The organism is Lentibacillus sp. Marseille-P4043, assembly GCF_900258515.1.
In the GTDB taxonomy this organism is placed as follows: domain Bacteria; phylum Bacillota; class Bacilli; order Bacillales; family Amphibacillaceae; genus Lentibacillus_C.
Genome location: NZ_LT984884.1, coordinates 3,844,048 through 3,859,539 on the forward strand (window position 1 = coordinate 3,844,048; position 15,492 = coordinate 3,859,539).

Here is a 15,492-nt window from a genome sequence, read left to right on the forward strand (position 1 = left end):
GAAATGAGTCATCTTCCATTAGAAAGATGACTCTTTTGAATATCCGTTATGTGATTGCTAACCGTTATTTCTCTTTCAACTGCTCGAATAAATTTTCCACAGTCCCAATCCCAACATTCTTATACTTCGCCAATATTACAAGCTCTTGTGGTAGCTGGCCGACCTGATGAATACCATCTTCATTTAACTGGCGTAAAAGACTTGGGATGCCTGTAAATTTTTCTTTCGTAAGCCAAATTTGCGACAACTCTTCTGTAACGACAATGTAATCCTTTTTATAAAAGAAAAACAGCTCCCCAGGCCTTTCTAGTATTAATTTTCGACGACTTTTTTCCTCTTCTATATACACTTGCAATTCCTCAAACAATGCTTTGTCATTCGACTCATTGTAACGCTTCACGTGTTTATGGATCCCTTCTAAATCTGCAGGAAGTTCACTCATGATCCGTGCCTGTTCCTCAGCCCCAAGCCGGACAAGAAACCGCTCCGATTTGGCAAACCGTTGTGGCAGCAAAAAAGCATCTCTTAAAAAATATGGTATCTCAACTGCATCGCCTTGGTAGGTAATTTCCCTGATCGTCGTTAAACCTGGTGCTCGTTTTCCCGTCTCATTTTGGGTCGTGTCTAATTGATCAGCCTCCAAGCTAGTAGCTGCAATCTCAGCCTCATCATCTGTTTGCTCATTGGAATGTAAATTTTGAATGGACGTTGTAAGCAGCCGCTCCAAGTTGCCAAGCCGCACTTGCAATTCGGCCATATCATATGCTTCCTCTTGTTTTGGTTGCGGATCCCTGTAAGCAGGTACTTTCATCTCAATTGGGCCATACACTTCAATATACCATTTCACGATCGTGTATATTGCCTCCCAAGAAAGCAACGCCTCCGAATAGCGAAATTGCCGGACGTCGTGTGCTGCCTTATTGCCATTCATCCTTACTACATGCAAAGCATCTCGGACTTCGGGTTTGATAATACCGTGATCATCCAATAACTCAAGCTGATCGACTAGTGCTGTTTGTATTTCTTTATTTAGCTTTTCTGTGATTAATACCTTTTTTATGATTGCTTCTGTAAAAGTCCGGGCATGTGTCAACATTGTACGTGGACTGGTAAATATACTATTCTCTAATTCACGTGCCACATAGGCTAGCTCCTTTGAATAGTGTTCAAGAAAACTATAATAGTAGGTTTGTTCTGTCATCGTTGTATCCTCTTGTTTCTCTTTTTTTAAAAGTGCTTATTCATAAGACTAAGTTTCTATTATAACAAATTTTTTTCGGGTACCATATGGGGATTGAAAGGAATCTCCTTAAATATACACTCTTAAAGCACGAAAACTTTCAAGCTGGAATGGTCTTTACCAGCTTGATCCCAATTCGGACCATGTTCCTTCTGTCTCCATAACAAAAGCTCACGCAGTTGCGTGAGCTTTCATTTTATTAAAACTTATCCTTTTAACGCCTTAATTTCCTCCAGTTGCTTCAAAACAACTGAAGTTAATGGATGATTCGAATCCAGCCCGGAAACGGATTGCAACGTTTGTTGATAGCCATTTTCCGCAATCATTTGCTGCAATTTAACTGCTTCTTCATCATTTTCATTTTTATATTCCAAGGCAGCTGCTATTGTTTTGGCAAGATAGAACGGCGGGTTTTCTGTTGCGTCCATATACATGCTTGCCGGACGAATTAAGCGATCTTGTGGTCCTAATTTACGGATTGGACCTCTTCCTACTCTCGTAACTTCATCGGAAATATACGTGTTCATAAAACGCTCAATAATCCGGTTAATATACGCTTGGTGTTGTTCCCTGTCAAATTGATACGTTTGGACAAGCGCTTCCCCTGATTCTGTTAAAGCACCCTTGATGATTTCCTGAACGATTTGATCATTCATCGCTTCATTAATTGTTGTATAACCCATGTAGTGACCTATATATGCAGGCACCGCATGACCGGTATTGACGGTAAATAACTTGCGTTCAATATATGGTGTTAAATCGTGTACATACGTAATCCCATCAATCGCTGGTTTTTCCCCTTTGACAGCCGTTTCATCCACAACCCACTCATAATAAGGTTCAACAGAAACTTCCAAGCGATCGTGATTACTCTGATTGGGGACGATTCTGTCAACAGCCGCATTTGGGAATCCGTACATTGCATCAAAAGATGTGCGTTCTTCTTCCGTGATATGCTCCATGACTTTTTCTCTTAACAGCGAGCTCCCGCCAATCATGTTTTCACAAGCAATAATGTTTAATTCTTTGTTGCTGGATTTCAACCGCTTACGTAAACCTTTCGCAATAAGTTCTGAAATTATTGCTAAAATATTAGGTCCGACAGCCGTTGTGACAATGTCTGCTTTGGTAATAGCCTCGATAACTTTATCAGGATCATTGATACTATTAATCCCTGATACATTTTTTACCGTTAATGTTTCACTATTTTCGGCAGCTAATCGGACATTGTATTGTTGCTTTTCGTTTAATTCCTGAATAACCTCGTCATTTACATCGACAAAAGTTGTATGATAATTTGCTTGATAAAGGAGGGAACCAATAAAACCCCGACCAATATTTCCTGCGCCAAAATGTACTGCTTCCATTTTAGTTCACCTCATCAAAAAGGCTTATGATTTCTTCTTTTGATTTTGCTTCCACTATTTTTTGGATATTCTCTTCCTCTGAACATACGATCGCAATTTTGGAAAGAACGTCTAAATGTTCATCCCCTTTTCCTGCGATACCAATCAGTACTTTGACAATATTTCCTCCACCAAAATCAACACCATCAGGTACAGTTACCACACTAAGGCCTGTTTCCTTAACAGCATCCTTCGCATCTTCTGTACCATGTGGTATCGCAACATTGTTCCCCATAAAAGTTGAAGTCAATTCTTCTCTTTCTAACATTTTTTCCACATAGGCTGCTTCTGTATATCCATTATTCACCAGTATCTCTCCGGTATAACGAATTGCCTCTTCCTTATTACGAAACGCTACATTTAAATGAATATTATCTGTTGATAGAATTTCTTTTGTCATGTCATGTTGCACTCCTTACCATAAATTTTTTTCCTGTAAAAAAGTCTGAAATTGCTTCGACAGAAATTGTTTGATTTGTGTTTCATCGCCCGTTTCGAACAATTTCACACTTTCTTGATCTTGAATTAGTATGCCACTTAGAAAACTAAGGACTTCTAATACTTCCTGTTGTGTAGTTTCTGGCGCAAGCATCAATAATAGTCTATCCATCTCCATTCTTTTTCCGTCCATGCCCTGAACGGATAATGGATGCTGTAGTGGATAGATTGTGAAGCTTGGATACGTTACATTGTTTGAACGAGTATGAAAAAGCGCAAGCGAACTATCTGGAATTCCTAGTCCGCTTAGCTGTTCTCGCTGCAATAACTTCCTTACAATCTCCTCTTCATTTTCTACCCACTGCTTTTCAGCCAAATCCTTGCAAATCAAACGTAAAATACTGGGCAATGATCTTTTTTCCATAATTTGCTTTACATAAAATGAAGTAAGTAAATATAAAATGATTTTCGAATAACTTTGGATAGCTTCCAGTTTTAAAATAAAATCAGAAGCCTGCTTATCCTCCGGTCCCGTTTCTGCTTGTAACCTGCTGCCTTTCGCTTTAAGAACAAGCTTTTTCTGTTGAATTACCTTTTTTATGCGATGAAGCTCTGCTTGTGACAAAATTGGTGATGTTAAAATATAGTCACCTGCGAAATCCTTTAAAGGGATCGTTGACACCACGATATCATAAATTTCAGGATTAAGATGATTCAAATCGAAAAGGGATTTATTTTCCACATGTTTAATTTCCGGAAATTGCTGGGTTAATTTTGTGGCAAGTATTTTTGCTGTTCCAATCCCACTCGAACAAATAATTAATGCCCGTAAGTCCACTTCCTCTTCCTTATCCAATAATGCAGCAGCAAAGTGCAGAACGAGATAGCCAATTTCGTCATCTTGGAATGTCACGTCTGCAAATGCCTTATTAACTCCCTCCTGTATGTCACGGAAAAGCTCAGGGTAGTTTTTTCTAATTTCGTTAATTAGCGGATTCGTTATATTCATTCCTTGTTTAAGTCGATAAATCGCTGGTTTCAAATGTGCGACTAATCCATTCAACAACGAATCATTTTCTACTAAATCGACTTTTAGAAGTGAACTGACATACTGGATCAATTCTTTTGCTTTAAAGGCAATTTTCAAACTGGAGTCTTCAATTTCATAGTTGTTGTCAACCCGCAATTTAGCTCCCATTAAATGCATTGTAATATAGCCAATTTCATCATCCGGAATGTCCATGGAAAGGGATACTTCTAGATCTTGAATTATCTTTTTGGCGATCTCATATTCCTTTGTTCCTTCGATTTGCCTCATAAATACCTGATCAAACGCAATCTTATCTCCCTTGTTCAGGCGTTCAATTGCTAGTGCAAGATGAACAACTAAACCAATATAAGCATTATCAGCTAGTTCATGCGGCAATTCATCCCTTACTTGTTCTACTTTTTCTTCAATTTTATTTAATGTTTCCAAATTAACTAAACCTAACAACCGATTGGAAATCGAATTTAATTGGTGTATCGATTTCTTTTGGATGTTTTCTTTTAAAAGCGAAATATATTCAAAGGGATCCACATACTTGGTAATTAACTTACTAATGGCAGCACGTTTATCCGCTTCATTTCCCTCGACTTTTACCCCATATCCTCTTTTTCTTACGATGTCGAGGTGAAAGTTGGCTAACTCATCCGCTATTTGATCCAAATCATTGCTTATCGTAGCATTAGTCACTTTCAATTCATTTGCAAGAGTGAACAGTTTTATTGGTTCCTTTGTTCCAAGAAGTGTTGATAAAATAATTGCCTGCCGTTCTTCAGAAGTAAAGTCAGATGGCGCAGCACTGGAAAGCCTTCGTTCCAATTGCTGCTTGTTATTTTCATCGCCAATTATACGTAGACCAATACCTGATTTCTTTCTTAGCTCCAGGTTGTGATCAAAAGCTATTTTTTCAATATTTTTCAAGTCCCGGTGAATCGTTCGTTCACTGACTTCAAGATTGCTGGCAATTTCTTTAACGGTAACTTCTTCTTCTGCATGTAACAAAAGCTCGATAATCTTTCGTTCACGTCCGGAAATATACAAGCTGTTCACCACCTTGCCATATGGACTTTTTATTTCAAACGATCTACTAACTCATCGTATTTAGGACTGTTCAAGAAATTTTCCACTGAAATATGTTCAGCTTGTGGAAGTTTAACTTTAGCACGATCAGTCAAGTCTTTATGGGTGATAACAATATCTGCATCATCAGGCAAATTATTTATTGCTGTATTTGTCACAAACACATCAATATCAGCTTTTTTAAACTTGTTCTTTAATAACGATGCGCCCATTGCACTTGAACCCATACCTGCATCACAGGCAAAAATCACTTTATTAATTTCATCTTGACTTTTACTTTCAACTTCTTGTTCGTTGTCTACTTCCTCATTCTGGTTTAGTGTTCCTGCTACAGAACTTTTCTTTCCTTTCATTTCTTCCATTTTATCAGTAGCAGTTGATAAATCCTCATCTTCCGCCTTACTTGTTTTCAAAATGAATGATGCAATAAGGAATGTAACAACAGTAGCAACAAGTACACCTAAAATCACACCAATATAATTTCCCTGCGGTGTCATAGCCAGCACAGCAAAAATACTACCCGGTGATGCCGGTGCTACCAATCCTGCGTCAAATAATGTCAGCGTAAATACCCCACTTACACCACCGGCAATAACGGCCAAAAGTAAGGCAGGTTTCATTAGCACATACGGGAAGTAAATCTCATGAATACCGCCAAGAAAATGAATAATCGCCGCACCAGGTGCAGAGCTTTTCGATACTCCTTTTCCAAAAATAGAAAATGCAAGCAAGATACCCAATCCAGGACCAGGGTTTGCTTCCAACAAGAATAGAATAGATTTGCCTGCTTCCGCTACTTGCTCCACACCAATTGGACTTAGTATTCCATGGTTAATTGCGTTATTTAAAAATAAAATCTTCGCTGGTTCTATAATAATATTTGCCAACGGTAGTAATCCTGCGTTAATGATTACCTCTACCCCTGAAGCCAATATATTATTCAGAGCTTCAACAACAGGACCTATCAGACTTACAGCAATACCTGCCAAAATTGCACCTAAAATACCAGCTGAGAAATTGTTGTAAAGCATTTCAAATCCGGATTTAACTTTATCCTGAAATACGTCATCGATCTTTTTCATACAATACCCAGCTAGTGGACCCATTATCATGGCCCCTAGGAACATAGGGATGTCTGCACCAACGATAACCCCCATCGTTGCAATCGCACCAACTACTCCGCCTCGTGATTCATGAACCATTCGTCCACCCGTAAACCCGATTAAAAGTGGCAACAAGTAATTAATCATAGGGTCTACTAATGTTGCCAAATTCTCATTTGGGATCCACCCATCTGGGATAAACAAAGCCGTGATAATACCCCAGGCGATAAATGCCCCTATATTCGGCATAATCATACCGCTTAAATAGCTACCAAAGCGCTGAACCTTAGCACGAAAGCCCTTATTAGCCATATAAATTCCTCTTTTCCTTTATGATTTTCAAAATAAAAATTCCGATTCCGTAATTTAATTTTACAGCGCTTACACAATCACGATCAATCTAATCTTAAGACTAATTTGTCAAAGACATTGTTGACATTATTTAAGTGGGACCTGGGGGGCAGGTTCATGTCAAGAAAAGCGCAAACAATCACACTTATTTTGTGTTTTTTCGTGTTACAATAAACGTAGAAATAAGAAAAAGGCATAACTAATAAAGACCGAAGAATACGCCAATATCTTCGGTCAGCAATGGGTCACTCCCTAAATTGAAGGGTGATCTATTTTTATGGTCAAATCTTCACAACAAGTGTGCAAATGCATTTTTTGAACCAGTGCTTATTCTAAGGTTATTCATAATAGTCAACAAAGGTTGCATTTTCCTATATAAGGGTCAAAAACCTTAGAAGAAAGAGTTTAAGAAAATAGCATGAATAGTAGTCAAACCATATTTTCTTTATTTAAAAGATGAATAATGGGTGTAGAGATGATTGCACCTAAATCAAAATAAGTCGAAACTTTACCCAACGTTTTTATACAATTTCCGGCAATCAAGTAAATCCTCACAATAGTTGATTAAATAGGTCATTATTTGCTAGCAAAATAGGAGAAACTTATCTGTTTGGTAGTGTTTTCTTGTCAAATTTACTATATCAAAATAGTCAGTGTCCTCTCATTTATATTTATGAATGACTTTGCATAGAGGGCTATTTAAACAGCCTTAATATCAATACCATCCATAGATAAGTATCTATTTTCACTCTGCGAAAACTACTTTTATTATAATTATTGTACCTTCCTATCCGCATCTATTTTCAAATTATTTGTCGGTGTTCCACTAACATTGTGAATTCCTTCTATTTTATTAGGGATTAATCCTAATAAAAAGAAAGCTATCAATGCAAATCCCGCATAGATCAATGTTGTATTGGATAAAGCACTTGCTTTATCGCCAATAGAAGCAAACAGAGCTACTGCCACTAAAGAAAATGAAGCGCCTATACGTTGTGCAGTATTTTCGATTACAGTATTCGTGAAAGTAATAACATTGATACGATCAGATTTTGCCGTTGAAACTATAACAGCCTTCATTATAGGCTGTGTAAAACTCATTCCAAAACCTACTAGAAGCAGAGAAAAACCAATGTAAACTGAAGAGGTATCTATGTTAGTCATCGCTAGCAATACTAGACCTATAAGGAAAAGGCCAAGTCCTACACCAGTCATTACCCGAGCCGTAAATCTCTTTATAATTTTCCCACTTAATAGAGCCCCACCTGCTGATCCAAGAAAGATCAACATTTGCAATATCCCCACAACTGTAGCAGATTTACCTTGTGCACCTTGCACAAAGAACGTTAATAAATACATGACACCAGAATATCCAATACCCACCAAAACTATTGTTAGAGTAGGTACCCAAAAATTCCTATGTTTTGTATAATTAATATCTAGTAATGGATCCTTTTTCTTTTTTTCAACCACGATTAATACCAGTAGTGCGATAGCGAAAACAGCAAGGGATGGTAGCCATGCACCAGACGAAAATCCATAATTGTTAATAAAAGTTGGTATGGTTAAAAGACCTCCCAATACGATTAATGTTAAGATGATACCTGAAAGATCCAAGGAACCTCGTTTTTTACTTTTAACTGCAGGTACACCAAAAAGAAACAACAAAAATGCCACAACCCCAAAAATCCCTGTAAGTACAAAGGTAAAAGCCCACCCCATAGAATCAACAACGATACCACTTACAAATGGTCCAAATAAAGCTCCCAAAACAGAAAAGGCATAAAAAGCACCCAATGCTTTACCACGTAATTCGCCAACGTAAAATTTGCCGGCATAAGAGACACCTGCAGGAGCCGTAGCAGCACCTGCCATTCCTTGTAAAAAGAGTCCTACAATTAATAGCCAATAGGATATTTGGATTGCTGCTAAAAGTGACCCTAGTATCATACACGTTGCTCCAATAAGAAGAGTAACCTTTAATCCGCGCTCATCCCCCAACCAACCTAATAAAGGTTGAAAACCAGTTAGCCCCAGGGCAAGCCCTAATTGCATCCACACTGCATATCCCGCATTCAACCCAAACTCTTCCAATATATGGGGATAAGCTGGTAAATGTGTAGCTAAACTAAACATGACAAAAAAAGTACCAATACATAGAAAGTAAAATTCTTTAGAAAGTGACTTTCTCTCTCCTGGCAATTTCTCTTCCATTTTCTGTTCCTCCTTTAGTCTAATAGAAAAACCGTAATATATAATTTTTTCACAAAAATGAGGCTAAAATGAAAGTATCATGATTAATCATTTAAAAATAACCGTAAATTATATTTTAAAAAAGATTCTTGAGTATAAATGGGCAGCCTCATAACTGCCCACTTGTATTTAGCCTAAGCCAATAACACATGTTTTTTCATACGTATATTCTAGAACCGTATCCGTACCATACCCGCTACCTTTCGTACCACCAAATGGCAAATCAGCACCTACTATACCATACGTATTAACCCATACATTACCTGCATCTATCTTTTCTACCATACGGTGAGCTTTGCGTAAATCACTCGTCCATACTCCTGCTGCAAGCCCATATTCAGTGTCGTTCGCAATCTGTATCGCTTCTTCCTCGGTATCAAACGGTATAGCTACTGCGACTGGACCAAATATCTCCTCTTGGCAAATAGTCAATTCGTTGCTTTCGGCTTTAAACAAGGTTGGTTCTATCCAATACCCGCCAGAAAATTCAGGTTTATCTGCTAAAAGAACGTCTCCACCGAATCTTCCTCCAAAAACAATTTCTCCTCCTTCATCAAGACCTTTATCAATATAAGAGCGAACTTTATGATACTGTGGTAAGTTAGCAATTGGCCCCATTGAATTTTCCGGGTCTAAGGTGTCACCGTATTTCACTGTTTGTGGATCCGCCATTTTTTCTTTTATCTTGGAGATTGTTTCATCAAATATTGATCGCTGAATAAGAATCCTCGATCCCGCAGCACATATTTGACCTGCATTACGAGTGTATATACCGTTTATTACTCCATTAGATGCATTATCCAGATTTGCATCTTCAAAGACAATATTTGGTGATTTCCCACCCAATTCAAAAATTAAAGATTTAGGAATTTTAGCAGAAGCTCGAGTAATCGCTTCAGCCGTTTTTATTGATCCTGTCAAACTAACCTTATTAACTTGCTTATGGCCTACTAATGGGTCCCCAATTTCACTTCCTAGTCCCGAAATCACATTGATTACTCCAGGTGGGAGAATTTCAGAGAGTATTTCTCCATAACGTAAAGATGCAGCTGTTGCTAGTTCCGATGGTTTAATGATTACTGTGTTTCCAGCAGCAAGTGCATATGCTGCTTTAATTGTGAACGTAAATAATGGTGCATTCCACGGTAGAATCCCCAATACGACGCCATATGGTTTTCTTAACGTATAACCAAAGTTTCCTTCTCCCATTTGCACTGTTTTGCCTTGCCCACCTACGAGAGGAGCGGCACCCGCGGCATCATACCAAAGCTGTTTTAGCACAATGGTGAGATACTGATACTGATCAAGGACCCACCCATTATTTTTTGTCTCAAGTTTTAATAACTCTTCTCCATGTTCGGAAAGCGCATCACCAACACGTCGCAAATAGTCGCTTCGTTCTCGAGCTGAAATGGCTGACCAACTTGGAAATGCATTACTGGCTGCAGTCACAACATCCTCAACATCCTCTTTTGTACTTAGGGGAATTTGTGCCCAAGCCTTACCTGTTGAAGGATCAATACTATCCATTGTTTCCCCATTGGAAGAAGGAATTTGCTTTCCACCTATAATATTATGAAACTGTTTCATACTTTTAATAGTTTCCAAAGTAAGTCCACCCTTCATTCTTTTTATTTAACAAAAGCATATTTTTCACCAATCCAGTGGAGTGCTTTAGCAATTTCTTCATTATAATGTGTAATGGAACCAAGGTAATTTTCAAAATAGCGTGCTCGCTTGAGGTATAAATGGCAATCCATTTCCTCTGTAAAACCGACACCACCGTGGATTTGAATATTATCTGATGCAGCACGAATATAAGCCTCCGTTGCAAAAGTACGCGCGCTATATATGGATGCTTCCCGGTCTTCTTCCTCATTTTCAAGTGACCAACTTGCATAGTAGCTTAAAGATCGAGCCGTTTCTAGTTCAAGTTTCATATCGACAATTGTATGTTTTACAGCCTGAAAACGCCCGATAGGCTGACCAAATTGCTCACGAATTTTTGCATATTCAGTCGACATTTCAACCACTTTTTCCATTCCGCCAACAATCATGGAACTGAGCGCAGCATTGAGGTACAACAACCCTTCCTGTAAAATAGGCCAGCCTTGATGAATTGGGCCAAGGAGCTGCTGTTTTGAAACATTCACATCATCAAATGTTATTTCAGACAGGTGTTGGGTTTCATCCACACATTTTTGCATACGAATTTCCATCTCTTTCGTTTGATCGACAAGTACTAATGAAATTCCTTCCCCTTCAATAGAATCAGAAGTTCGTACAACCAATAAATATGTGTCAGCCGAACCTCCATGCGGTACAAGCTCCTTCACTCCATTTATAACAAATGAATCTCCTTCTTGATTTGTTGAACATGAAATTTCATCAGGTTTGTAACCCTTTTGTGGCTCTAACCAAGCAAGTGTAAAACTTCTTTCACCTGATGCTATTTCCGGTAAATATTTTTCTTTTTGTTCCTTTGTGCCATACTTCTCAAGTAATGGCACAACTAAAGCCATAGTCTCCAAATGAATACCAGGCAATAGTGACCGCCCGATTTCTTCAAAAACAGGTACTAAGTCTACTGATCCGAGCCCCAGACCTCCATATTCTTCAGAAATATTAATAGCAGTTGCACCAAGCTCTGCTAGGCCTGTTCTTGTTTTGTCTAATTTCTTTGTATTGCCTTGAATAAATTCACGTGCAATATCGGTTTGTCCAGCATCATCTAAATACTTGCGCAAATATCCACGAAACATTTCCTGTTCCTCATTTAAAGCAAAATCCATTTATCTTACACCTCCATTTCAGTTAACGTCCCATATCTTTTGGTAAACCTAATACACGTTCGCCTATTGTATTTCGCTGTACTTCACTTGTACCGCCGCCAATTGTCTGGCCAAATGATGCTAGAAAATGATCTTGCCAAACCGTATCAACAGGTGCATCTTCTTTCCATAAAACTCCTCTGTGACCTTGTATTGACACCATAAAGCCGGCCATTTCTTTCGTGAGTTCACTAACCATTAATTTGTCAATAGAGCTTTCTGGACCTGGTTGCCCCTTTTTCAGTGTTGTCGTTAAATTTCGGTAGTAATTTAACAGTGATCCTCGAAACCGGGCGTAAAAACTAGCCATCTTTTGCCTCACAAATGGATCCTCAATTAACGGTTTACCATTTGCCTTGTATTCTTTTGTAAGCGCAACCATATCATTGAAACGTTTTTCAAGTGTAAACAATTCAGCGCCAATACCTGTTCGTTCATGCAGCATTAATGCAATCATGACTCTCCAACCTTTATCAACCTCACCTACGATATCAGCATCATACGCAACAGCATCCGTTAGGTACACTTCATTAAACTCCTGCTGGCCATCCATTTGCGTAATAGGTCTTGTTTCGACACCTGGCTGGTGCATGTCTAGTAAAAACGCTGTAATCCCTCGATGCTTTTTTTCCTGATTATTACTTGTTCGGGCCAGTAAAAAGCATTTATCGGCTAAATGACCAAAACTAGTCCAAACTTTCTGACCATTAATAATCCACTTATCCCCTTGTTTAACTGCGCTTGTTTTAATTGCTGACAAATCAGATCCTGCATTCGGTTCTGAATACCCCTGACACCATACCTCTTCACCTGTAACTATTTTCTTAATATACTTCTCTTTTTGTTCTTCAGTTCCAGACTGTATCAGTGTCGGCCCAACCATATGAATACCTATATAGTTTACTAGTGGCGGCGCTTCTACCCGAACCATCTCCTGATGATAGATGATTTCTTCCATTAACGTGGCATCCCGGCCGCCATACTCTTTAGGCCATGCAACTGCGGCCCATCCACCTTCATATAACGTTTTCTGCCAATCCCGTAAAAACGTTGAATACGCCTCTTTATCCTTGGGCAATTCCCTATTCCCCTCAAGCCAACCTTGAGGGAGATTTTCCTCCAGCCATGATCGTAATTCATGGCGAAATGATTCTTCTTGTTTTGAAATAGAAAAATCCATTTTGTACCGTCCTCCTCTTATCCGAATGATTACATTTTCTGTTTCAATCCACTACTGGAACCCATTGAGGAAGTGCTCTATCTTCAGTGATATCCTGCCAGGCCATCTCTACAGGCATACCAATGTAAACATTATCAGCCTTACAATCTATCACATTACACATAATCTTCACTTCTGGAACTTTTTCTAATTCAGCCTGCGCAATAATCAATGGCAAATCATCCTGAAAACCTGGTAAAAAAGGCCGATAGGAAATGACATAGGAATAGATTTTGGCCTTCACATCTCCACCCAGTTCTTCCCATATAATGTCCTGACTTCCGCACTTTGCACAACTTGGTCCAGATGGGTGTGCATAATGACCACAACTATTGCACTTTTGTAAAGCTAGTTCATGTCGATCGGCCGCATCCCAATACGGATGATTATCCTGCGTTTTGAGTGGAATTGGTTTTTGATATTCCATGATTAACCCTCCTAATTTCTAAGAATCATTGCACCAGCGATGTCTGGTCCTGCCCAGCCAGTACATATGCCAATTTCACAACTTTCGACTTGACGATCTGTTCCTTCATATTGATGGCGTAACTGCCTAACAATTTCAAGTACATTGTTCATTCCGTGCGTATAACCTTCTGACAGCATGCCACCAGCCGTATTTGTCGGCAGTTTACCACCTAAACGGAGATTGCCTTCTGCCACGAACTCTCCAACTTCTCCACGTGGGGCAAATCCATAAGCCTCCAGTTGACGCAATACGACCCAGCTAAAGCAATCATAAATGGAAGCTACGTCAATATCTTCCGGTTTCACACCTGCCGATTTATATAATCCTGGAGCTACATAATCGGAAGCTACTTGAGTTATATCGGACCAATAATGTGCATGTGGGTGACACTGTCTAGATTCCATCCCCATAATGTAGACAGGTTTTGATTTACAGTCTTTGGCTCGTTCTGCTGATGTAACAATGATTGCATTTGCTTCATCCAATTCAACACAGGAGTCGTGTATATTAAATGGATAACTGATATCAGGTGTATCCAGATATTTTTCCATTGTTAAAGGTTTTCCATGTAAAAATGCTTTCGGATTTCGCTGCGCATGTTCGTAAAAACTTACACACAAATGACCAAGATGTTCTTTTGTAATTCCTGTTTCGTGCATATGACGGGTGGCAAACATTCCAAACCATTGCGAGGGGCTTGCTGATCCGTATGGAATAATATAACTTCCACCAGGCAGCGCTGATTGTAACATGTTAGGGTCGTACCCTCTGCCTACCCGCTGTCCAGAACTACCATTCATGGAGCGGAAAATTAAAACGGTATTTAATTCCCCTGCCTCAATTAGTGCAATTGCATCGCTAATTAGCATTTCTGTACTACTTCCGCCACCATGTATATCTTTTACATACTTTGGACGGACACCTAGGTATGTTGCCAGCTGATGTGAGGTACAAGAGTCATTTTCGTTATAATTCATGAATCCATCGATATCCTGAGCGTCTAGACCAGCATCGTTAATCGCAGCCCTAGCTGCATCTAACGCCATATGCAATGGAGTTGTTCCAGAATTTCTAGAACGTTCACTTTCTCCTACGCCTACGATTGCGTAACGGTCTGTAATAGTTCCCATCTTTTAAACCTCCTTCTATAATTGCAATGTTTATCCAAAACATAATACAGCTTTACCAGATCCAACTACTTCTCCAGGTGATTTCTCTGCTTTGAGGTCTAAACCCACATAGTTCTTACCTCTTTCTTCATAAATCTTTTCTACAGTTGCCGAACAAGTAATTTCATCGCCTGGTCTAGTCATAGCCCCAAAACGCATACGAAACCGGGAAAGCTCTGCCGTGTTTCCAGCAAGCTCTTGCACATATTGGCCTAAAAATCCCATAACTAACATTCCATGAGCAATCACACCATTCATGCCAAGCTTTTGTGCAAATTCATCATCTGTATGCAATGGATTAAAATCACCAGAGGCTCCAGCATATTTTACTAATTGAACTTTCGTAACAGGTGGCTTGGTAAGGGGCTCAAGCTGCTGACCTACTTTTAATGACTCGTATTGCAATTCCGTTTTCAATAGCATGTAATACCCTCCATTCACGAAGTAGTAAGTTTGCGGTAAATAATATTTGTACGACTAATTACCACTAACTCGCCTGCATCATCTTTCATTTCTGTATCAAGAATCAAAAACTGCATGCTGCCACTTTTACCTTCACGTTCGTACAAGTCAGCAACCTTCATTTGGCAATGCAGCCGATCCCCTGGGTGAATCGATTGATAATAGATAAATTCTTGTTCGCCATGTAGCATTCTTCTAGTATCCAATTCAAGTGGAAACCCAGCTCCTTCTGAACCTACAGCCATTGGAAAAGTCGGCGGAGCAATTGGTTCACCATATGGTGTTTGTGAGGCATAATCCTCATCCGTGTATAATGGATTGGTATCACCAATTGCTTCAGCAAATTTTCGAACATGTCCTTTTTCAACTTCAAAAATATACTTTTCACCAGTTAAACCAATAACACTTTTATCTAACTCCATACCG

General features: G+C 39.1%; 13 protein-coding genes. All 13 read right to left on the reverse strand.

All coding sequences use genetic code 11. From position 1 onward, the window contains the following. Nucleotides 1-64 precede the first annotated feature (64 nt). The 13 genes from C8270_RS19095 to C8270_RS19155 all read right to left on the reverse strand — a co-directional run bounded on the left by C8270_RS19095 (nt 65) and on the right by C8270_RS19155 (nt 15,488). The gene (locus C8270_RS19095) at nt 65-1,201 is read right to left on the reverse strand and encodes a DUF4145 domain-containing protein (RefSeq protein ID WP_106498356.1); all 1,137 of its coding nucleotides are present in this window, start codon (nt 1,199-1,201) and stop codon (nt 65-67) included. A 245-nt stretch (nt 1,202-1,446) separates the two neighbouring features. After that, nucleotides 1,447-2,607, reverse strand: coding sequence for a mannitol-1-phosphate 5-dehydrogenase (locus tag C8270_RS19100; RefSeq protein ID WP_106498357.1), 1,161 nt, complete (start codon nt 2,605-2,607; stop codon nt 1,447-1,449). A 1-nt stretch (nt 2,608) separates the two neighbouring features. Then, entirely contained in the window at nt 2,609-3,046 is a 438-nt protein-coding gene (locus tag C8270_RS19105; RefSeq protein ID WP_106498358.1) for a PTS sugar transporter subunit IIA, read from the reverse strand. A gap of 15 nt (nt 3,047-3,061) precedes the next feature. Continuing rightward, complete coding sequence (locus C8270_RS19110; protein WP_234028602.1) at nt 3,062-5,179, reverse strand: BglG family transcription antiterminator; 2,118 nt, start codon at nt 5,177-5,179, stop codon at nt 3,062-3,064. A 20-nt stretch (nt 5,180-5,199) separates the two neighbouring features. Continuing rightward, on the reverse strand, nt 5,200-6,624 hold the full coding sequence (locus C8270_RS19115; protein WP_106498360.1) for a PTS mannitol transporter subunit IICB: 1,425 nt from the start codon (nt 6,622-6,624) through the stop codon (nt 5,200-5,202). Between the two features lie 813 nt (nt 6,625-7,437). Continuing rightward, nucleotides 7,438-8,877, reverse strand: coding sequence for an MFS transporter (locus tag C8270_RS19120; RefSeq protein WP_106498361.1), 1,440 nt, complete (start codon nt 8,875-8,877; stop codon nt 7,438-7,440). 168 nt (nt 8,878-9,045) lie between these two features. Continuing rightward, complete coding sequence (locus C8270_RS19125) at nt 9,046-10,524, reverse strand: aldehyde dehydrogenase family protein (RefSeq protein WP_234028603.1); 1,479 nt, start codon at nt 10,522-10,524, stop codon at nt 9,046-9,048. Nucleotides 10,525-10,547: 23 nt separating this feature from the next. Further along, complete coding sequence (locus tag C8270_RS19130; protein ID WP_106498362.1) at nt 10,548-11,708, reverse strand: acyl-CoA dehydrogenase family protein; 1,161 nt, start codon at nt 11,706-11,708, stop codon at nt 10,548-10,550. A gap of 22 nt (nt 11,709-11,730) precedes the next feature. Beyond that, nucleotides 11,731-12,927 carry an acyl-CoA dehydrogenase family protein gene (locus tag C8270_RS19135; RefSeq protein WP_106498363.1) on the reverse strand — a complete coding sequence of 399 codons (1,197 nt, stop codon included), beginning with the start codon at nt 12,925-12,927 and terminating at the stop codon, nt 11,731-11,733. Between the two features lie 43 nt (nt 12,928-12,970). After that, on the reverse strand, nt 12,971-13,393 hold the full coding sequence (locus C8270_RS19140; RefSeq protein ID WP_106498364.1) for a Zn-ribbon domain-containing OB-fold protein: 423 nt from the start codon (nt 13,391-13,393) through the stop codon (nt 12,971-12,973). An 11-nt stretch (nt 13,394-13,404) separates the two neighbouring features. Next, nucleotides 13,405-14,565: a thiolase C-terminal domain-containing protein gene (locus C8270_RS19145; protein ID WP_106498365.1), complete on the reverse strand. Its 1,161-nt coding sequence runs from the start codon at nt 14,563-14,565 to the stop codon at nt 13,405-13,407. Nucleotides 14,566-14,595: 30 nt separating this feature from the next. Continuing rightward, nucleotides 14,596-15,027 carry a MaoC/PaaZ C-terminal domain-containing protein gene (locus C8270_RS19150; RefSeq protein WP_106498366.1) on the reverse strand — a complete coding sequence of 144 codons (432 nt, stop codon included), beginning with the start codon at nt 15,025-15,027 and terminating at the stop codon, nt 14,596-14,598. Nucleotides 15,028-15,041: 14 nt separating this feature from the next. Beyond that, nucleotides 15,042-15,488: a MaoC family dehydratase N-terminal domain-containing protein gene (locus C8270_RS19155; RefSeq protein ID WP_106498367.1), complete on the reverse strand. Its 447-nt coding sequence runs from the start codon at nt 15,486-15,488 to the stop codon at nt 15,042-15,044. Between the last annotated feature and the right edge of the window lie 4 nt (nt 15,489-15,492).

Coding starts and splice junctions, on each gene's coding strand:
- C8270_RS19115 (WP_106498360.1), bottom strand. CDS start 6,624: ATGGCTAATAAGGGCTTTCGTGCTAAGGTTCAGCGCTTTGGTAGCTAT.
- C8270_RS19150 (WP_106498366.1), bottom strand. CDS start 15,027: ATGCTATTGAAAACGGAATTGCAATACGAGTCATTAAAAGTAGGTCAG.
- C8270_RS19130 (WP_106498362.1), bottom strand. CDS start 11,708: ATGGATTTTGCTTTAAATGAGGAACAGGAAATGTTTCGTGGATATTTG.
- C8270_RS19095 (WP_106498356.1), bottom strand. CDS start 1,201: ATGACAGAACAAACCTACTATTATAGTTTTCTTGAACACTATTCAAAG.
- C8270_RS19140 (WP_106498364.1), bottom strand. CDS start 13,393: ATGGAATATCAAAAACCAATTCCACTCAAAACGCAGGATAATCATCCG.
- C8270_RS19135 (WP_106498363.1), bottom strand. CDS start 12,927: ATGGATTTTTCTATTTCAAAACAAGAAGAATCATTTCGCCATGAATTA.
- C8270_RS19105 (WP_106498358.1), bottom strand. CDS start 3,046: ATGACAAAAGAAATTCTATCAACAGATAATATTCATTTAAATGTAGCG.
- C8270_RS19100 (WP_106498357.1), bottom strand. CDS start 2,607: ATGGAAGCAGTACATTTTGGCGCAGGAAATATTGGTCGGGGTTTTATT.
- C8270_RS19145 (WP_106498365.1), bottom strand. CDS start 14,565: ATGGGAACTATTACAGACCGTTACGCAATCGTAGGCGTAGGAGAAAGT.
- C8270_RS19120 (WP_106498361.1), bottom strand. CDS start 8,877: ATGGAAGAGAAATTGCCAGGAGAGAGAAAGTCACTTTCTAAAGAATTT.
- C8270_RS19155 (WP_106498367.1), bottom strand. CDS start 15,488: ATGGAGTTAGATAAAAGTGTTATTGGTTTAACTGGTGAAAAGTATATT.